The organism is Bacillus sp. AY18-3, from assembly GCF_008042305.1.
Taxonomy (GTDB): Bacteria; Bacillota; Bacilli; order Bacillales; family Bacillaceae_G; genus Bacillus_A; species Bacillus_A wiedmannii.
In genome coordinates this window covers 1-20,269 of record NZ_QKQR01000025.1, presented here as the reverse complement: position 1 = coordinate 20,269, position 20,269 = coordinate 1, and the positions used below count along the sequence as shown (strand labels likewise).

General features: G+C 37.2%; 23 protein-coding genes and 2 other annotated features. All 23 genes read right to left on the bottom strand.

Features of this window, described 5'->3' with window-relative positions:
- Positions 1-35 precede the first annotated feature (35 nt).
- The gene (gene rplL / locus DM800_RS20500; protein WP_000159737.1) at positions 36-395 is read right to left on the bottom strand and encodes a 50S ribosomal protein L7/L12; all 360 of its coding nucleotides are present in this window, start codon (positions 393-395) and stop codon (positions 36-38) included.
- Positions 396-462: 67 nt separating this feature from the next.
- The gene (gene rplJ / locus DM800_RS20495) at positions 463-963 is read right to left on the bottom strand and encodes a 50S ribosomal protein L10 (protein WP_000048721.1); all 501 of its coding nucleotides are present in this window, start codon (positions 961-963) and stop codon (positions 463-465) included.
- 39 nt (positions 964-1,002) lie between these two features.
- Positions 1,003-1,146: a sequence feature (ribosomal protein L10 leader region), on the bottom strand.
- 49 nt (positions 1,147-1,195) lie between these two features.
- Positions 1,196-1,888, bottom strand: a complete 693-nt coding sequence (gene rplA / locus DM800_RS20490; RefSeq protein WP_002096939.1) for a 50S ribosomal protein L1 — start codon at positions 1,886-1,888, stop codon at positions 1,196-1,198.
- Between the two features lie 177 nt (positions 1,889-2,065).
- On the bottom strand, positions 2,066-2,491 hold the full coding sequence (gene rplK, locus DM800_RS20485; protein WP_001085872.1) for a 50S ribosomal protein L11: 426 nt from the start codon (positions 2,489-2,491) through the stop codon (positions 2,066-2,068).
- A gap of 167 nt (positions 2,492-2,658) precedes the next feature.
- A complete protein-coding gene (nusG, locus tag DM800_RS20480; protein ID WP_000415794.1) occupies positions 2,659-3,192 on the bottom strand; it encodes a transcription termination/antitermination protein NusG in 534 nt (177 codons plus the stop codon).
- A gap of 131 nt (positions 3,193-3,323) precedes the next feature.
- Positions 3,324-3,503, bottom strand: a complete 180-nt coding sequence (gene secE / locus DM800_RS20475; RefSeq protein ID WP_001241321.1) for a preprotein translocase subunit SecE — start codon at positions 3,501-3,503, stop codon at positions 3,324-3,326.
- A gap of 32 nt (positions 3,504-3,535) precedes the next feature.
- Positions 3,536-3,682: a 50S ribosomal protein L33 gene (gene rpmG / locus DM800_RS20470; protein WP_002070160.1), complete on the bottom strand. Its 147-nt coding sequence runs from the start codon at positions 3,680-3,682 to the stop codon at positions 3,536-3,538.
- A gap of 128 nt (positions 3,683-3,810) precedes the next feature.
- The gene (locus DM800_RS20465; RefSeq protein ID WP_000387198.1) at positions 3,811-4,470 is read right to left on the bottom strand and encodes an RNA polymerase factor sigma-70; all 660 of its coding nucleotides are present in this window, start codon (positions 4,468-4,470) and stop codon (positions 3,811-3,813) included.
- A 67-nt stretch (positions 4,471-4,537) separates the two neighbouring features.
- A complete protein-coding gene (locus DM800_RS20460; protein WP_000997888.1) occupies positions 4,538-5,050 on the bottom strand; it encodes an NYN domain-containing protein in 513 nt (170 codons plus the stop codon).
- Between the two features lie 3 nt (positions 5,051-5,053).
- On the bottom strand, positions 5,054-5,797 hold the full coding sequence (rlmB, locus tag DM800_RS20455) for a 23S rRNA (guanosine(2251)-2'-O)-methyltransferase RlmB (RefSeq protein WP_000093757.1): 744 nt from the start codon (positions 5,795-5,797) through the stop codon (positions 5,054-5,056).
- On the bottom strand, positions 5,794-6,201 hold the full coding sequence (locus DM800_RS20450) for a Mini-ribonuclease 3 (RefSeq protein WP_000564263.1): 408 nt from the start codon (positions 6,199-6,201) through the stop codon (positions 5,794-5,796). Before DM800_RS20450 ends, rlmB begins: the two co-directional genes overlap by 4 nt.
- Positions 6,202-6,203: 2 nt before the next feature.
- Positions 6,204-7,601 carry a cysteine--tRNA ligase gene (gene cysS / locus DM800_RS20445; protein ID WP_000152265.1) on the bottom strand — a complete coding sequence of 466 codons (1,398 nt, stop codon included), beginning with the start codon at positions 7,599-7,601 and terminating at the stop codon, positions 6,204-6,206.
- The gene (gene cysE / locus DM800_RS20440; protein ID WP_000476500.1) at positions 7,582-8,247 is read right to left on the bottom strand and encodes a serine O-acetyltransferase; all 666 of its coding nucleotides are present in this window, start codon (positions 8,245-8,247) and stop codon (positions 7,582-7,584) included. Before cysE ends, cysS begins: the two co-directional genes overlap by 20 nt.
- A gap of 146 nt (positions 8,248-8,393) precedes the next feature.
- Positions 8,394-8,640: a binding site (T-box leader), on the bottom strand.
- A 47-nt stretch (positions 8,641-8,687) separates the two neighbouring features.
- Positions 8,688-10,145, bottom strand: a complete 1,458-nt coding sequence (gene gltX, locus DM800_RS20435; protein WP_087983926.1) for a glutamate--tRNA ligase — start codon at positions 10,143-10,145, stop codon at positions 8,688-8,690.
- Between the two features lie 89 nt (positions 10,146-10,234).
- Complete coding sequence (gene ispF / locus DM800_RS20430; RefSeq protein ID WP_000488386.1) at positions 10,235-10,711, bottom strand: 2-C-methyl-D-erythritol 2,4-cyclodiphosphate synthase; 477 nt, start codon at positions 10,709-10,711, stop codon at positions 10,235-10,237.
- Between the two features lie 115 nt (positions 10,712-10,826).
- Positions 10,827-11,507 carry a 2-C-methyl-D-erythritol 4-phosphate cytidylyltransferase gene (gene ispD / locus DM800_RS20425; protein ID WP_048562648.1) on the bottom strand — a complete coding sequence of 227 codons (681 nt, stop codon included), beginning with the start codon at positions 11,505-11,507 and terminating at the stop codon, positions 10,827-10,829.
- A 16-nt stretch (positions 11,508-11,523) separates the two neighbouring features.
- Positions 11,524-12,627, bottom strand: coding sequence for a PIN/TRAM domain-containing protein (locus DM800_RS20420; protein ID WP_000919686.1), 1,104 nt, complete (start codon positions 12,625-12,627; stop codon positions 11,524-11,526).
- 161 nt (positions 12,628-12,788) lie between these two features.
- Complete coding sequence (disA, locus tag DM800_RS20415) at positions 12,789-13,862, bottom strand: DNA integrity scanning diadenylate cyclase DisA (protein WP_000392165.1); 1,074 nt, start codon at positions 13,860-13,862, stop codon at positions 12,789-12,791.
- 3 nt (positions 13,863-13,865) lie between these two features.
- Complete coding sequence (gene radA, locus DM800_RS20410) at positions 13,866-15,242, bottom strand: DNA repair protein RadA (RefSeq protein ID WP_001085205.1); 1,377 nt, start codon at positions 15,240-15,242, stop codon at positions 13,866-13,868.
- A 96-nt stretch (positions 15,243-15,338) separates the two neighbouring features.
- On the bottom strand, positions 15,339-17,774 hold the full coding sequence (gene clpC / locus DM800_RS20405; RefSeq protein WP_000971181.1) for an ATP-dependent protease ATP-binding subunit ClpC: 2,436 nt from the start codon (positions 17,772-17,774) through the stop codon (positions 15,339-15,341).
- A 22-nt stretch (positions 17,775-17,796) separates the two neighbouring features.
- Positions 17,797-18,861: a protein-arginine kinase McsB gene (locus DM800_RS20400; protein ID WP_087983928.1), complete on the bottom strand. Its 1,065-nt coding sequence runs from the start codon at positions 18,859-18,861 to the stop codon at positions 17,797-17,799.
- 4 nt (positions 18,862-18,865) lie between these two features.
- Positions 18,866-19,414, bottom strand: coding sequence for a protein-arginine kinase activator protein McsA (locus DM800_RS20395; protein WP_147787491.1), 549 nt, complete (start codon positions 19,412-19,414; stop codon positions 18,866-18,868).
- 173 nt (positions 19,415-19,587) lie between these two features.
- A complete protein-coding gene (gene ctsR, locus DM800_RS20390) occupies positions 19,588-20,049 on the bottom strand; it encodes a transcriptional regulator CtsR (RefSeq protein ID WP_001244556.1) in 462 nt (153 codons plus the stop codon).
- Positions 20,050-20,269: the final 220 nt, after the last annotated feature.

Here is a 20,269-nt window from a genome sequence, read left to right as displayed (position 1 = left end):
TGAGAGCGAGCTTTTTTTAAAGCATCAAAAGTTAATTACTTAACTTCTACAGCAGCGCCAACTTCTTCAAGTTTAGCTTTCATTTCTTCAGCTTCCTCTTTAGAAACGCCTTCTTTGATTGCTTTTGGAGTGTTGTCAACTAATTCTTTAGCTTCTTTTAAGCCAAGACCAGTGATTTCACGTACAGCTTTGATAACTTTGATTTTTTGAGCGCCAGCACTTGCAAGTACTACGTCAAATTCAGTTTTCTCAGCAGCAGCTTCACCAGCGCCACCAGCTACAGCTACAGGAGCAGCAGCAGTTACGCCGAATTCTTCCTCGATAGCTTTTACTAAGTCGTTAAGTTCTAATACAGTCATAGATTTAACTGCTTCAATGATTTGTTCTTTAGTCATTGTAAATATCCTCCCTTAAATAGGTTTGTATTGTTTTATAGATAACAAGTAATTATCTTTTAAAAAATTAAGCGCCTTGCTCTTCCTTTTGTTCTGCAACTGCTTTAGTAGCAAGTGCAAGGTTACGGATTGGAGCTTGAAGAACGCTAAGAAGCATAGAAAGTAAGCCTTCACGTGATGGAAGAGTAGCGATAGCTTTAACCTCATCAAGTGTTACAAGTTTACCTTCGATTACACCAGCTTTAATTTCTAAAGCTTCATGTTTTGTAGCGAAGTCGTTTAATACTTTCGCAGGAGCAACTACATCCTCGTTACTGAACGCGATTGCGTTTGGTCCTGTTAAGAATTCGTTTAACTCAGCCATTTCAGCAGACTCTGCAGCACGACGAGTTAAAGAGTTTTTGTAAACTTTGAACTCAACGCCAGCTTCACGTAAGTTTTTACGTAATTCTGTTACTTCAGAAACTGTTAAACCACGGTAGTCAACAACGATTGTAGATTTACTTTCGCGAAGTTTGTCCGCGATTTCAGTTACAACTTGTTGTTTAGTTTCGATTACTTTGCTCATGTTATTACACCTCCTGTAGATTATATAGAAGATGTACCGAAAGTGCACTAAAAACCTCCATGCCCAACTTGTAGACATGGAGGCATATAGTCACAGAAAAAAATTCCGTTTCGTATATTAACACCTAGGTAGGAAATTAAGTCTATTGACACCTACTGTCTACGGTACACTAATTAAATTCACAACATAAATGATTATATAAAAACTTCTTTATGAAGTCAACTTCCAAATTTTACGCTAATGTAGAAACGTCTACACGTACGCCAGGTCCCATTGTAGAAGCAACTGTTACGTTCTTCATGTAAGTACCTTTTGCAGCAGCTGGCTTAACTTTTTGTAAAGTGTCAGCAATTGTTCCGAAGTTTTCTACTAATTTAGCATCTTCGAAAGATACTTTACCGATTGGAACGTGGATGTTACCAGCTTTATCAACGCGGTATTCAACTTTACCAGCTTTGATTTCGTTAACAGCTTTAGTTACATCGAAAGTAACTGTTCCAGTTTTAGGGTTTGGCATTAAACCTTTAGGTCCTAATACACGACCAAGTTTACCAACTTCACCCATCATGTCAGGAGTTGCTACTACTACATCGAAATCGAACCAACCTTGTTGGATTTTACCGATGTAATCAGCATCGCCTACGAAGTCAGCTCCAGCAGCTTCAGCTTCTTTAGCCTTTTCACCTTTAGCGAATACTAATACACGTTGTACTTTACCAGTACCGTGTGGAAGAACAACTGCACCACGGATTTGTTGGTCAGCTTTCTTAGGGTCAACACCTAAACGGAATGCAACTTCTACAGTCGCATCAAATTTAGCTGTGTTTGTTTTCTTTACTAATTCTACTGCTTCTGTTGCAGAGTAAGCAGTTGCACGATCAACAAGCTTTGCAGCTTCTACGTACTTTTTACCTCTTTTAGCCATTTTTATTTCCTCCTCGAATGTGGTTTTAGCGGAATAACCTCCCACGTTTACGCTTATTTTCAGGTATAACCTGAGGATGCGCGCCATCCATTTATTTAAAAACGATAATCATTTACGATAATAAAGGTTGCGAATTGGAATTCCAGACCCGCAACCTTTTTAAAAAAACAAATCGAATTAGTCTTCGATAACGATGCCCATACTGCGTGCAGTACCTTCAACCATACGCATTGCAGCTTCTACACTAGCAGCGTTAAGGTCAGGCATTTTAGTTTCAGCGATTTCGCGTACTTTATCACGCTTAACAGTTGCCACTTTATTACGGTTTGGTTCACCAGAACCAGACTCAATACCAGCTACTTTCTTAAGAAGAACAGCAGCAGGAGGAGTTTTAGTAATGAAAGTGAATGAACGGTCCTCAAATACCGTAATTTCAACAGGGATGATAAGACCAGCTTGATCAGCTGTACGAGCGTTAAACTCTTTACAGAAGCCCATGATGTTAACACCTGCTTGTCCTAATGCTGGACCAACTGGTGGAGCTGGGTTAGCTTTACCTGCAGGAATTTGAAGCTTTACCATTTTAATTACCTTTTTAGCCACGAGACACACCTCCTTAAGTCCGTGATGTGGTCAATTGGACAGTGATTTGCCCTCCCACGTCATATTTTATCTGTAAGGATAAAATCTTTCAAAAAACGTCTCCGATAACGAAGACGTACTGACTTAAAAGATATTATCACTTTTTACAATTCATTTCAAGTTTCATTTTATAATTTTTCAATTTGATGGAAGTCAAGCTCAACTGGAGTCTCGCGACCAAACATGTCCACAAGCACGCTAACCTTTTTCTTCTCCACATCAATTTCTTCAATAGCACCTGTATAATCTGCGAATGGCCCCTCATTTACACGCACTGTCTCATGAAGTTCAAAGTCGAAATCAACCACTTCGTTGTCCATTCCCATATGCTTCATAATGGTAACCACTTCCTCTTCTAATAGAGGTGATGGTTTAGATCCAGAACCAGAAGAACCAACGAACCCAGTTACACCTGGCGTGTTACGTACAACATACCAAGAGTCATCAGTCATGATTAATTCTACTAATACATAACCTGGGAACACTTTTCTTTTCATTAATTTTTCTTTACCGTTTTTCATTTCTACTTCTACTTCTTCCGGGACAACAACACGGAAAATTTTATCTTGCATACCCATTGATTCTACACGTTTCTCTAGGTTTGCTTTTACTTTATTTTCATATCCAGAATAAGTATGGACAACATACCAACTTTTTTCCATTCATTTAGGACGAGCGTCCTTCCCTCCCTGACGTACATTTTTTTGCGCAAATGAAAAAACCCGTTCACCGGGCCTTTACACAGTTCTTATAAATAACATTATATCATGGATAAGTGCTTCTTATTCAAGAATTAACCAAGAATTAACCGAATTAAAGAAGAAATGCCCATATCAACCACTGCGAAGAAAATCGCAAAGAAGACAACTGTAGCGATAACAGTCGCTGTTGAACGGAGTAATTCATCTTTTTTAGGCCAACTTACTTTTTTCATTTCGCGACCTACATCGCCGAAAAAGTTCGTTAAACGCATCTACGGGACCTCCAGTGTATTATTTCAATTATTTATTTTGTTTCCTTGTGAACTGTATGCTGATTGCATGTTTTACAAAATTTCTTTATTTCAAGTCGCTCTACTGAGCTCGTATCTTTCATCGTAGAGTAGTTTCGATTTTTACACTCTTCACATGAGAGTACAACTTTTTTCCTCATTAGTTACACCAACCTTGTAACATTATGTCCCTAAAAATGTATCATACAACAAAAGACAATGTCAATGACATGCCTTTTGCACTCTCTACAAAAAGAAAACAGGTGATTTTTTACACCTGTAGCATTTGTTATGAATTTAAAGTAGTACTCTCTCTCATTTCCATATATCGTTCCAATTTCCGCTTCACCCTCTGTAAAGCGTTATCAATAGATTTCACATGTCTATTTAACTGTTCCGAAATCTCTTGATAAGAACGACCATCTAGATATAAAGAAAGCACTTTTCTTTCTAAATCGCTTAATAATTCAGATATTTTAGATTCTATGTCTGTATATTCTTCCTGACTTATAATCATTTCTTCAGGATCCGTTACCTTCGCTTCCGAAATAACATCTAATAATGTCCGATCAGATTCCTCATCATAAATCGGCTTATCTAAAGACACATATGAATTTAACGGAATATGTTTTTGCCTTGTTGCTGTTTTAATAGCGGTAATAATTTGCCGAGTGATACACAGTTCAGCAAATGCTTTGAATGAAGACAGCTTGTCCTCTTTATAATCACGAATCGCTTTAAACAATCCAATCATACCTTCTTGAACAATATCTTCTCGATCGGCACCCACTAAGAAATAAGATCTCGATTTCGCGCGAACAAAGTTCTTATATTTGTGAATCAAATATTCTAGAGCGTCAGTATTACCTTTTCGAACTAACTCAACGATTGCCTCATCCTCTAAATCACGAAATGTAACGTCGCCTACACTTACGAAGCCTGCTTCCACCTTGATCCCTCCGACCGCTATTTATTTAGCAATATTATACAGTAAAAAGATAAAGAGCGTCAATGCTTCAACGCTCTCCTCTTCTTAATTTTTCTAACTTTTCTGTAATATCTTTACTAAATATCTTTCGCATGGCGGGTTGCTTTTCTTTTGTGTCTTGTGTACGCCTTCTTACTTGTTGCTCCATCGCTTGTACTTCCAACTCCAATTCACGTGCAGATTTCCGAAGAGCACCTTGCGCAAATATAACCCATTGTTCCGTATAATCAGAAGTCGCAACATATATTTGCGTATTTATATTTCTAAGCTCAATCGCAAGCTGCTCTATCTTTTCATCTGCAGTTTGATTCTTCCTCGTGAATATGACTTCCACACGCGATTGTTTCATCTTTTTTTCAATACCTTGGACTGTATAAGCATCAAAAACTATCATTACCTTTGTACCTGTGTATCCTTGGTAATCCGCCATCTTATCAATCAGTGCATCTCTTGATGATTGCAAATCTACATCCCGTAGTTTCTTCAAGTCTCCCCAAGCTCCGATAATGTTGTAACCGTCAACGATTAAAATATCGTTCATTTTTTATTTACCAATTTCGTGACGCTTACGATATACCTCATACATTAACAAACTTGCGGCTACTGAAGCATTTAAGGATGTAACTTTACCGACCATCGGTAAAGTAATTAAGAAATCACATTTTTCACCAATAATACGACTCATACCTTTTCCTTCACTTCCAATTACTAATCCAATTGGCATTTTACCATCTAAATTACGGTAATCCGTTTTCCCTTTTGCATCTGTACCAGCAATCCAAAGTCCACGTTCTTTTAATTCATCGATTGTACGAGATAAATTCGTTACACGTGCAACAGGAATATATTCAATTGCTCCAGTCGATGCTTTCGCAACTGATGCAGTAAGTCCCACAGCTCTTCTTTTCGGAATAATAATTCCATGAGCTCCTGTTGCATCCGCAGTACGCATAATAGAACCTAGGTTATGCGGGTCTTCGATTTCATCTAAAATTAAGAAGAACGGATCTTCGTTACGCTTCTCTGCCACTTTAAATAGATCTTCTAGCTCAGCATATTGATATGCAGCCACTTGAGCAATTACACCTTGATGGTTCCCCTCAACTAATTGATCTAACTTCTTCTTTGGTGCATGTTGTAAAATAATCTTATTTTCTTTCGCTAGTGCTAGTACAATTTGTATTTGTCCTTTGGCAGCACCTTCCGCGATCCAAATTTTATTAATATCTCTTCCTGAGCGTAACGCTTCAATTACAGGGTTACGTCCGATAATATATTCACTACTCATGATGATGTGCCCCCTTCCTTTTCTTCTAAAACAGCAATTGCCTTATATACAATTTCGTCTAATCTTTCACGATTATTTAATAAGTGATGATAGCCAATTAGCGCTTCAAAGGCTGTACTATATCGATATGTTTGTACATCAGTATTTTTCGGGACAGTACCTGAATTTGCATTACGCCCTCTTCTTAGTACCGCCTCTTCTTCCTCTGTTAAAAATGCTGTCTCTAATAAATGATAAACAACTTTCGCCTGCGCTTTTGCCGAAACAAAGCTTGTCCCTAATCGATGCAATTGATTAGGACGAACTTTCCCTTTTTGAAGTAGGTGATAGCGGATATATTGTTCATATACCGCATCACCCATATATGCTAACGCTAAGCTGTTTAATTGCTTTGCATCAATCATTCTTATCCTCTTTTCCATCTTGTACCTTGAGCGGTATCTTCTAAAATAATATTACGGTCTTTTAAATCATCGCGAATTTGATCCGATAACGCAAAATCACGATTTTTACGAGCTTCAATGCGCTTTTGAATAAGTACCTCAATTTCTTCATCAAGCAACTCTTCTTGCGCTAATTCTAACCCTAAAATATCAAATAATGTTTCAAGTTGTTTTACGTATGCTTCAATTACAACTGTAGACGTATGTTCTTCCAGTAAATATTGATTTGCATGATTTGCTACATTATATAACTCAGTGATTGCATTAGCAGTGTTGAAGTCATCATTCATTGCTTCTTCAAATGCAGTCTGGAATTTTTCCAGTTCCGCTAACCATTTCTCATTATGATCTGTTAAATCAGTACTACTTTCCATACGGTGTTTTAAATTACCGTAGGCCGTTTTAATTCTTTCCAGTCCGTTATTTGTACTTTGTAGTAAATCTTCACTGAAATTAATTGGGTGACGGTAATGTACCGATAGCATAAAGAATCTAATTAGCTGTGGATCATATTGCTTAATGATATCGTGAACTAAAATGAAGTTCCCCAGTGACTTAGACATCTTCTCATTATTAATATTAATATATCCATTGTGCATCCAATAACGTGCAAATGTTTTTCCTGTTAATGCCTCAGACTGCGCAATTTCATTCTCATGATGAGGAAATGCCAAGTCTTGACCACCAGCATGAATATCGATTGTATCTCCTAAGTATTTACGCGCCATTGCTGAGCATTCAATATGCCAGCCTGGACGACCTTTCCCCCAAGGGCTTTCCCAGAAGATTTCTCCTTCTTTCGCAGCTTTCCATAGAGCAAAATCAAGAGGATCTTGTTTCTTTTCTCCTACTTCAATGCGTGCACCGTGACGTAAGTCGGCGATTGGTTGATGCGATAATTTACCGTATCCTTCAAATTCCTTCGTTCTAAAGTACACATCACCTTCTGATTCATATGCATATCCTTTATTCACAAGTTCTTGAATAAATTCAATAATGATATCCATATTTTCCGTTACACGCGGATGAACTGTTGCATGTTTGCAACCTAGTGCCGTTACATCTTCAAAATACGCTTCAACGAAACGGTCAGCAATTGTCGGCACATCTTCACCTAATTCATTTGCTGCTTTAATTAATTTATCATCTACGTCAGTAAAGTTAGATACATACTGCACATCATACCCTTTATATTCTAAATAACGGCGTACCGTATCAAATACCATAGGTGGTCTTGCATTCCCAATGTGAATATAGTTATAAACTGTAGGTCCACACACATACATCTTTACCTTATTTTCTTCTAATGGAGTAAACTCTTCCTTTTGACGCGTTAACGTATTATAAATGTGAATAGTCATTTTTATCCTTCCTTTCTACCTTTACTTCAAGTTGTTTTTTCAATTTATCAAGTTCTACTTCCATGACCTTTAACTTATCAAAAATTGGGTCTGGAAGGTCAGAATGATTTAATTCTTGACCGATCTTTACTCCATTTTGAATAACGACTCGGCCAGGTATACCTACAACTGTAGAATGTGCAGGCACTTCTTTTAATACGACAGACCCTGCTCCAATTTTAGAATTCTCTCCAACTGTAATAGAACCTAGTACTTTAGCACCTGTTGCAATTAATACATTATCCTGAATTGTAGGGTGCCTCTTCCCCTTTTCTTTACCCGTACCACCTAATGTAACACCTTGATAGATCGTTACATTATCACCAATCTCGCACGTTTCTCCAATTACAACCCCCATTCCATGGTCTATGAAAAAACGACGACCAATTGTTGCTCCTGGATGAATCTCAATACCAGTAAAAAAACGACTAACTTGTGAGATCCAACGTGCAATAAAGAAGAAATTCTTTTTATAAAAAGCATGTGCAATTCGATGGGCCCAAACTGCATGTAATCCAGAGTAAGTCAAAATGACTTCGAAATAACTTCTTGCCGCTGGATCCTGTTCAAAAACGACTTCAATATCTTCCCGAAGCCTCTTAAACATCGACGCTCCCTCCCCTTTATGGGCTGCTTTTTCGAGTGAACTAACTCCCTTAACTCCCTACTTATCCCCCTAAATCTTTATACACGGGGATAAAACTTATACTCATACCCATTTTTACGGTATAAAAAAGACGCCTCTGTCATATTGACAGAGACGCCTTATAAGCGCGGTTCCACTCTGTTTAGGCTAAAGAAAGCCTCAAACTCATCTATGATAACGGTGTACACCGCTTCTGCTTACTTTACGCCCTAAGACGTTTCACAAAACAATTCGCTGTTCAGCAGAAGACTCGAAGGGGCATTTCAAAAATCCGCTTATAAACCACTTCCAGCCTAAAGGTGGTTCTCTCTGTAAAAAGCCTGATTTTCTACTTCTCCTTCTCGTCGCTTTTCCTTATTAGGTTTTAAGTATACTTATTATATTTCTAAATCTAGAAAATGTTAACCAATTACTTTTTGAAGACGATTTAAAACTTTTTCTTTTCCAAGAAGTGCAATAGCATTAGGAAGCTCTGGGCCATGTGTTTGACCAGTAGTTGCAACACGGATTGGCATAAATAAGTTTTTACCTTTATGACCTGTTTCCTTTTGCACTGCTTTAATAGCCGCCTTAATCGCTGCTGGTTCCATCGCTTCTAGTGCTTCTACTTGACTCGCAAATGCACGAAGTACTTCTGGTACTTGTTCACCTTTTAATACTTCTTGTCCTTCTTCTTCATAATCAACATGATCTTTGAAGAACATTTCAGAAAGCTCTACAATTTCAGCTCCAAAACTCATTTGTTCATGATATAACGCAATTACATCACGAATCCAAGCTTGTTCTTGTTCGCTTAAAGTTTCACCTATACGTCCAGCTTTCACTAGATGCGGTAAGCTTAATTCTACCACCGTATCTAAATCTTGCTTTTTCATATATTGGTTGTTCATCCATTTTAGTTTTTGAGAATCAAATAATGCAGGTGATTTTGATAAACGAGCTGCATCGAACATTTTGATAAATTCTTCTTGAGAGAAGATTTCTTCTTCTCCTACTGGCGACCAACCTAGTAGTGCAATAAAGTTAAAGATCGCTTCTGGAAGATATCCAAGCTCTTTATATTGCTCAATAAATTGAATAATAGATTCATCACGCTTACTTAACTTTTTACGGCTTTCGTTTACAATTAAAGTCATATGACCAAATTGCGGAATATCCCAACCGAAAGCTTCGTAAATCATCATTTGTTTTGGCGTATTTGAAATATGATCATCACCACGAAGTACATGTGTAATCTCCATTAAGTGATCATCTACTGCTACCGCAAAGTTATAAGTTGGAATTCCATCTTTTTTCACGATAACGAAATCACCGAAATCATTTGAATGGAATGCAACTTCATCTTTTACGATATCTTTAAACGTGTAGTCGCGATCAACCGGTACACGGAAACGAATACTCGGAATGCGGCCTTCAGCCTCAAATCCCTTCATTTGCTCCTCAGTTAAATCACGGTGGTTTCCAGCATAACGCGGTGTTTCACCACGAGAGATTTGTCCTTCACGCTCTGCTTCTAGCTCTTCTTCTGTCATATAACATTTGTAAGCTAAACCACGTTCTAATAAATCTTCATATAATTTTTTATAAATATCTAAACGCTCTGTTTGACGATATGGTCCAAATTCACCACCAACATCAACACCTTCATCCCAGTCCATACCGAGCCATTTCAAGTATTTTAATTGGCTTTCTTCTCCACCAGCAACATTACGTTTCACATCAGTATCTTCAATACGAATAATAAACTTACCATCTTGATGACGAGCAAATAAATAATTAAATAATGCCGTACGCGCATTTCCGATATGTAAGTGTCCTGTTGGACTTGGCGCATAGCGCACTCTCACTTGCTTTTCCATAATTGGTACACCTTCCATTCTTAATGTCAACACATTCTATAATTGTACACCAAAAAAATGTGATTATCCATCTTACGAATTAAAAACCATTATTTTTTCTGTAATAAAACAACTGCTTGAGAAGCAATTCCTTCTTCTCTACCTGTAAATCCTAATTTTTCTGTTGTTGTTGCTTTTACATTGATATTGTCAATAGACGTTTCTAATAGTTCACTAATACGTTTACGCATACTTTCAATATGTGGTGCCATCTTTGGCTTTTGAGCAATAATTGTACAATCTAGATTCCCTAACTCGTAACCTTGTTCACGTACAAATTCCCAAACCTTTTGCAGCAATACAGCTGAATCAGCATCTTTAAAAGCAGGATCTGTATCAGGGAAATGCTTTCCAATATCCCCAGCTGCAATTGCACCTAAACATGCATCTGCAATCGTATGTAACAATACGTCTGCATCTGAATGACCAATTAATCCTTTCTCATGAGGAATTGTAATTCCACCAATAATTAACGGTCTACCTTCCGCAAACTCATGCACATCAAAACCTTGTCCAATTCGAAACATTTTTTACATCCTCCTCAAGCTAAACTACAGAGCTTTATGATTCTATATTATATCGCTATCCTTATAAAGAAAAGCCCGGCTGTTGCCGAGCTTTTTTTCGCTATAATCATCACTTTCATTTCTTTTGAACATGAAGGAAACTTTCAGCAATTAATAAATCCTCTGGAGTCGTCACTTTAATATTATAGTAACTCCCCTCTACTACACCTACTTGCTTCCCGATACGTTCTACGAGGCTTGCATCATCTGTACCAAGGAAACAACCCTGTTTTGCACTTCTATGAGCTTCTAACAAAAGAGAAACAGCGAACCCTTGTGGTGTTTGTACAGCTTTAAGCTGAGATCTTTCTACCGTTTCGACAACGATACCCTGCTCTACTTTCTTAACTGTATCTTTCACTGGTACCGCACAAATGGACGCTCCATATTTTTCCGCTGCAGTTAATACATCTTGAATCACTTTGTTCGTTACAAATGGACGCGCGCCGTCATGTACAAGAACATACTCAACATCACTAGTATGCTGAATGGCGTTATATACACTATCTTGTCTTTCGGCTCCGCCCTGAATAAATTGTACTGGCTTTTCAATTGGATACTTCTGCATTAATTCTTCAAAATACGGACGTTCTTCTTCGTTAATTGCCATAATAATACTTTTGCACGCTTTATCTTTTTCAAAAGCACGTAACGTATGCACAATAATCGGTACTTCATTAATAAGTAAGAACAACTTATTTTTACCAGCACCCATCCGCTTACCTTGACCAGCTGCTGGAATAATTAATGTATACATATTAATAATCCTCTACTTATAATGCTTTTTCTAATAATTTACGTTTGGCGAAAATCATACGCCCAGCCGATGTTTGTAACACACTAGTAACAAGCACATTGAGTTGTGAACCTACATATTCTCTACCATCTTCTACTACAATCATCGTGCCATCATCTAAATATGCAACACCTTGATTTTGTTCTTTTCCATCTTTGACAACATAAACACTCAGTTCTTCACCTGGGAGTACAACAGGTTTAATTGCATTAGCTAAATCGTTAATATTTAACACCGTTACCCCTTGTAATTCAGAAACTTTGTTTAAATTGAAATCATTCGTTACTACCGTTCCACCAGTGATTTTCGCCAACTTTACAAGTTTGCTATCCACTTCTTGAATATCATCGAAATCGCCTTCATAAATTTCTACCGGAATCGGCATCTCTTTTTGAATACGATTTAAAATATCTAATCCTCTGCGACCACGATTACGCTTTAAAGCATCAGAAGAATCGGCAATGTGCTGAAGTTCTTCTAACACGAATTGTGGAATCACAATTGTTCCTTCTAAAAACTTTGTTTGGCAAATATCAGCAATACGCCCATCGATAATTACACTCGTATCGAGAATTTTCCAATGAGTTGTAGATTCTTCTACCTCAGTTTCTTCATTCTCACTATTATTATTTTTCTTCTTCCCACGTTGTGGTAATGTAAATAATCCTAGCAATTCATTCCTCTTTTTAAACCCTACTTGGAATCCTAAATATCCAAGTAAAAGAGTAAAGAACACTTGCAACACTGTGCTAATAACTGGAATTGTAAATTCACGAATTGGTATTAAAATTAAATATGCAACAATAAGACCAGAGATTAACCCTAATGTACCAAATAAAACATCCGCTACAGGCGCCTTTACAAGAGCCTCTTCAATATGCTTAATAAGTTGAACAATATAATCTACAAGCCAAAATGTTGTTAAAAATAAAATAATTGCACCAATAATTGCACGAACATACGATCCTTCCAATAAAGGAACGGCACCGATGTCTAATACATTAATAACTTTTGGGATTAAGTAAATCCCTAACGCTCCGCCAATTACTAGAAAGAAGAGCTGTACAATCCGTTTTAACATCCAACCACCTCCTACTCATTATTAACCATTGTTTCGCTAATCAAAACGCCGAATGCAAAAGCGGACGTGTTTTTTTTATAAATAGTTTTATTTACCAATATACCATATCTTATACCAAAAATGTTCTAGTGTCGTTATATTATGGAATCAATGTAATATTCTTAATTGTGTCTACTCATATAGAGATGCTCTTGGATTCTTTTTAAGCCTTCTCGTATTTTCTTCGCCCTTACTTCTCCAATTCCTTCCACATCATCCAATTCATTAATAGTTGCTCGACAAACACCTTGCAAAGTCTTAAATCGATTAATTAAATTTTCAATGATAAGTGGCGGAACGCGCGAAATTTTGCTTGTGATTCGGTATCCTCTCGGCGTCACACTTTCTTCTAAACTCATTTGTCCTGGATAGCCAAGCAATTTAACTAAATCGCTATCCTCTAGAAGTTGTGTATTCGCAAGATCTTGTAACTTTTTCAAAATCTGATGATGGTCTTGTGTTTTTTCTTGATAATAATCTTTAATTAATAACGCTGCCTCTGCCTCTAAATCAGCTAGTAGTTCTGTAAGTTGTAAACGAATTAACCTACCTTCCGTTCCTAACTCATGAATATAGCTCAATATTTCATTTTTAATCCGCAGTACCATTTCAACACTATGTAACACATGAACCACCTCGGACATTGTAACGACTTCTTCAAATTCTAGAATGCCCAAATTCGTAATACCATCATTCCATACAGCCTTATATTTTTCTAACGTTTGAATAGCTTGGTTTGCCTTTGTTAAAATAACACCTATATCCTTTAGTGTATAACGTAAATTCCCTTGATATAGTGTAATTACGTTACGTCTTTGTGAAATAGCCACAACGAGACTACCTGTCTGCTTTGCTACACGCTCTGCCGTCCGGTGGCGCATACCTGTTTCAATAGAATCAATAGATGCCTCTGGAACTAACTGTGCATTTGCAATTAAAATTTTACTTCCAGTTTCATTTAAAATAAGTGCCCCATCCATTTTTGCTAATTCGTATAAACTAGCAGGAGAGAATGCACAATTAATGTGAAATCCCCCATCAACGATACTTTTAATTTGTTCATTATATCCAAGAACAATTAGTCCCCCTGTTTGTGCGCGAAGCACATTATCTATCCCTTCGCGCAGTGGTGTTCCTGGGGCCACGAGCTGTAAAATATTAATCATACTTTTGACACGTTGCTTGTTTTCTTCCATAGCCTAGCCTCCTAATGTCAAACGAAGCGCTTCCCCTAAATTAGATACACCTACTACCTCAATCCCATCCGGAATTGTCCATCCTCCCAAATTTTTTCTAGGAATAATAGCACGTTGAAATCCTAATTTAGCTGCTTCTTGTACACGTTGTTCAATTCTTGATACTCTTCTTATTTCTCCAGTTAATCCTACTTCTCCTATTACTGCATCAGTTGGTGTCGTAGATTTATCTCTAAAACTTGAAGCAATACTTAAAGCCACAGCTAAATCAATTGCTGGTTCATCTAATTTCAAACCACCTGCTACTTTTAAATATGCGTCTTGGTTTTGCAATAATAAACCTGTTCTTTTTTCTAGCACTGCCATAATAAGCGATACACGGTTATGATCAATTCCCGTCGCCATTCTTCGAGGGTTTCCAAAACTAGTAGGGGAGATTAATGCTTGTATTTCTACTAAAACCGGTCTTGTTCCTTCCATTGAGGCAACTACTGTTGATCCCGCGACTCCAACGGGTCTTTCCTCAAGAAAAATTTCAGAAGGGTTTAAGACTTCCGCAAGACCGAGCTCTTTCATTTCAAAAATACCCATTTCATTCGTGGAGCCAAAACGATTCTTCACAGCTCGCAAAATACGATATGTATGATGACGATCTCCTTCAAAGTAAAGAACTGCATCGACCATATGTTCTAACATACGAGGTCCTGCAATTGCCCCCTCTTTTGTTACATGTCCGACGATAAAAATAGGGATTCCTTTCGTTTTTGCAAGTTTCATTAATTCCGCTGTACATTCACGTACTTGCGCTACACTTCCTGGGGCTGACGTCACTTCAGGTAAATGTATCGTTTGAATAGAGTCAATAACAACAAAAGCTGGATTCATTTCTTCAATGTGCGCTGCAATTCGCTGTAGATCAGTTTCTGCTACAACAAATAGATTACTACCCTTTACATGCAAACGATCTGCACGAAGTTTAATCTGCTTTGCTGACTCCTCACCTGATATGTATAGTACATCATATGAAGAATCTGCTAATTGCGATGAAATTTGTAATAACAATGTTGATTTCCCAATCCCAGGGTCTCCACCAATAAGTACTAAGGATCCATCTACAATCCCACCACCAAGTACACGGTTAAACTCTTGGAATTTCGTTTCAATACGTGCCTCAGATTTTGTTTCTACTTCTGTTAGGCGTCTTGGTTTTGTTACTTCCGATTGAATTGCATTGGCATAATTAAGGCGTCTTGATGATACAACCGGTTCCATCTCTTCAACAAGCGTATTCCATTGACCACAACCAGGGCATTTCCCCATATATTTTGGTGACTGATAACCACACTCTTGACATGTGAATTTTGTTTTCTTTTTAGCCATATCGTTTTATATTTCACTTCACTTTCATCTATAAACAGTTTATCCTTCTCGTACAAGAAAGAGGGCTATCTCGTAGCCCTCTTAGTTTGTCTATACTTATTTTACCTTTTCAGCACTATGAATGACAAATGATTCCCCTTCAACATCAAAGATAACTTTTTGTCCTTTCTCAATAGCACCTTTTAAAAGTTCTTCCGATAGTCTATCTTCTACATGTTTCTGAATTGCTCTACGAAGCGGACGAGCACCGTATTCTCGGTCAAATCCTTTATCAGCAATGGCTGAAATCGCTCCTTCTGTTAAATGCAATTCAATCTCTTGCTCTTTTAAGCGCTTCACTAACTGATTCACCATAAGTGTTACAATCTCTTGAATATGTTTTTTCTCAAGCATATGGAACACGATAATTTCATCAATACGGTTTAAGAATTCTGGACGAAATGCCTTTTTCAGTTCATCCATTACTTTACCTTTCATATCTGAATAATCGCGGCTCTCATCTTGTACGTTAAATCCAAGATGTTTATTACGTTTTAACGCATCTGCACCAACGTTAGATGTCATAATAACAATTGTATTACGGAAATCAACTGTACGCCCTTTGGAATCCGTTAAGCGACCATCTTCTAATACTTGTAGTAAAATGTTAAACACATCAGGATGAGCTTTCTCTACTTCATCTAATAGGACAACTGAATATGGCTTACGGCGAACCTTTTCTGTTAATTGTCCACCTTCTTCATATCCAACATATCCTGGAGGAGATCCAACTAAACGAGAAGTCGAATGCTTCTCCATGTACTCAGACATATCGATGCGAATCATTGCATCCTCATCACCGAACATAGATTCTGCTAATGCTCTTGCTAGTTCTGTTTTACCTACACCTGTTGGTCCTAAGAAAATAAATGAACCAATCGGACGTTTCGGATCTTTCAATCCTGCTCTAGCACGACGAACAGCTTTCGCTACAGCTACTACCGCTTCATCTTGACCAATAACACGGTTGTGAAGAATGGATTCTAAGTTTAATAATTTATCAGTCTCTGTTTGTGCAAGTTTAGAAACCGGTATACGAGTCCACGTAGAAACGACATTTGCAATATCTTCTACTGTCACTTCTGAGTTTTCTTTTCCTTGTTGCTCTTTCCATTGACGCTTCGTATCTTCTAACTTTTCACGTAAGCGTTGTTCCATATCACGTAAGGAAGCAGCTTTTTCAAATTCTTGACTTTGCACAGCTGCATCTTTTTCTTTTCTAATTTCCTCAAGTTTTACTTCAAGCTCTTTTAGATTTGGTGGTGTTGTATAAGAGCGTAAGCGAACCTTTGAAGCAGCTTCATCAATTAAATCAATTGCTTTATCTGGTAAGAAACGATCTGTAATATAGCGGTCTGAAAGCTTTACAGCTGCATCAATTGCATCATCTGTAATAGATACACGGTGATGCGCTTCGTAACGATCACGTAAACCTTTCAATATTTGAGTTGATTCGTCTAAACTTGGCTCATCAACGTGAATTGGTTGGAAACGTCTTTCTAAAGCCGCGTCTTTTTCAATATATTTACGATATTCATCTAAGGTTGTCGCCCCAATACATTGTAACTCTCCGCGTGCTAAAGATGGTTTTAAAATGTTAGATGCATCAATTGCACCTTCTGCTCCACCTGCACCAATTAATGTATGAAGTTCATCAATAAATAGAATAATGTTTCCAGCTTGACGGATTTCATCCATAACTTTCTTTAAACGATCTTCAAATTCACCACGATATTTCGTTCCAGCTACAACTGTACCCATATCTAGTGTCATAACACGCTTATCTCTTAATGTTTCAGGAACTTCATTATTTACAATTTGTTGTGCTAATCCTTCTGCAATTGCCGTTTTACCTACACCAGGTTCTCCAATTAATACAGGATTGTTTTTTGTTCTACGGCTTAAAACTTCAATTACACGTTGAATTTCTTTACCACGACCGATAACAGGATCTAGACGATTTTCACGTGCAACAACTGTTAAATCACGTGCTAAGCTATCCAGTGTCGGTGTATTTGCATTCGTTGAAGAACCACCTTGGTGTCCTGAACTTGCTTCATTACTTCCAAGGAGTTGCAATACTTGTTGTCTTGCCTTATTTAGGCTAACACCTAAGTTATTTAAAACACGTGCTGCTACACCTTCACCTTCACGGATTAAACCAAGTAAGATATGTTCTGTTCCAACGTAAGAATGACCTAATTTACGAGCTTCATCCATAGACAACTCAATAACCTTTTTAGCACGCGGTGTATAATGTACAGTTTGAGAAGCTTCTGTTCCGCGTCCAATTAACGCTTCTACCTCTTTTTGAACCTTCTCTGGACTTAATCCAAGAGCAATTAACGCTTTTGCTGCAATTCCTTCCCCTTCGCGTACAAGCCCAAGTAAAATGTGTTCTGTTCCAATATTATTATGCCCAATACGAATTGCTTCCTCTTGAGATAAAGCTAATACTTTCTGTGCTCTTTCTGTAAATCTTCCAAACATCATAGAAATCGCCTCCTACTTGCGCTTAGTTTTTTTCAATACGTAATCGCTCACGGATTAAGGTTGCTCTTCGATAATCTCTTTCTTCTGGTCCTAAAGGTCCGCCTGCATATTGTTGTAAAATGCCTGGTTGTGTAAGAACCATTAGCTCAGTCAAAATATTTCTCGATACACCTTTTATATATCCTAAATCAATACCAAGTCGTACATCTGATAAGCAAGTGGCCGCTTCTGCAGATTGAATTAACCGACTGTTTGCTAGTATGCCATAAGAGCGATAAACCTTATCTTCAAGCTCAATACTTGAATTTTGTACAATTAATTCTCTAGCCATTTTTTCTTGCTGTATGATTTGTTGAATGACACTTTTTAAATCTGCAATAATATCTTCTTCAGATTTTCCTAGCGTCATTTGATTTGACACTTGAAATATATTACCTAACGCTTCGCTACCTTCACCGTATATTCCTCTTACTACTAACCCTAATTTTTGAATTACTTGTATAATGCGGCTAATTCTTTTCGTTAAAACGAGTCCCGGTAAGTGAATCATTACGGAAGCCCTCAATCCTGTACCAACGTTAGTAGGGCAGCTCGTTATATATCCAAGTGATTCATCAAAAGCATATTCAACCTCTTCCTCTATCCAATTATCTATTTGATTGGCACTTTGAATAGCCTCTGATAACTGTAACCCTGAAAATAAGCACTGTATCCTAATGTGGTCTTCTTCATTAAGCATAACACTAATATGTTCGCTTTCTGATAATAGACATGCTCCATATTCTGTTCCTGCAAGGTTAGGACTAATTAAATGCTTTTCAACTAATACTCTCCTTTGAAGAGGCGTTAATTCATTCATTTTTAATAGTTCAAACTCTCCAAAAGGTTCTACCGTTTTATTTATAAATTCCTTTTTAAATAATTCATGAATCTGTCTAGCTTCTTCTTCGTTTTGCATAGTAGAGAATTGATATTTTTTAAAATTACGAGCCAAACGAATTCGACTACTTAAAACAATATCAGAATCAGGGCCATCCCCCTTCATCCATGGACTAATCGCTTCATTCATAATTTTGTCCAGTGACATAGAACTATTCCCCCTCTCTATGCTCACTAAGCTGATTTTCAAGACCTCGAATATTATCCCTTACTTCAGCAGCTTTCTCAAACTCCTCTTTCTGTACGTATTGTTTCAGAATGAGTTTTAGTTCATCTAATTCTTTCTTTAAGTGAAGATTTCCTTCTATACGTTCCGGAATTTTTCCACAATGACCTGTATGTCCGCCGTGCAGACGTTTTAATAATGGCTTTAAATGTTCCTTAAATGTATCGTAACAAGAAGCACATCCAAACCGTCCCACCTTTGTAAATTGCTCATATGTCATCTTACAATCTGGACACCTTAATATACTTGTATTCGAAAGCCCGTTTTGTCCTTCTTCAAACATTGTTGATTCACCGTGTAATAACCCAGCAAATAAATCATGGAATGAAAAGTTAGACTGCGGTGATTGAAAGAAAGACGTATAGCCACTTTGTTCTGCACATTGCTCACAAAGATGAACTTCCGTCTTCTTTTCGTTGATTACTTTTGTATAATGTAAAGTTGCTGGTCTTATATTACAGTTTTGACAAGTCATCACTATCCCCACCTTTACAATAGGAACGATCTATCTGATAGTACTTTTCATACATTACTAGATTGTTCACTTTCCTTTACTTGTTTAAATAAAAGTGCGTGTTCTTTTTTCAAAACCTCTACAATATTTAACTGCCTTATCTCTTAGTTATTATTCTTTTACAAAAGCTATATTTATTTATATTTCAGTGTTCTTAACATTGCGCATAATATTCGAGCCCTAAGTTCATCTCGAGAAGGAACATCCATTGATAATACAGAACGATCTAGTACACTTAACATAAGTTTAGCTTCACGATTTGTTATGATTCCCTCTTCTATTAAACGTATAATCATACTCTCTGCATTCCCTTGCGCAACGCTATGATCAATCATATGAAGCATTTGATCAATCATGTCTATATCGTCATGCAGTTTGACTTTTATAATGCGAATGTAACCTCCTCCACCACGTTTACTTTCTACTACAAATCCTCTTTCTATCGTAAAACGGGTATTGATTACATAATTGATTTGAGATGGTACGCACTCGAATCGATCCGCAATCTCATTTCTTTTGATTTCAATCACATTATTATTACTTAAGTCAATAACTTGCTTTAGATATTGCTCAATGATATCAGATATATTTCTCATTTATCCGCCACCTTTATTGACTTTGACTATCTTTGACTTTAATTATATACGTATTAATAAAATTTGCAACTCTTTTGCTTATTCACTATCCTAGCCACATTCCCCTGTATTTAATCAAAATAATAATTATTTAAACACATTTTTTAATTACTATGGATTATAAAAGAAAACACGAAAAAACACGAGTCATTTGACTCGTGTTTAGTTGCTTGGCGACGTC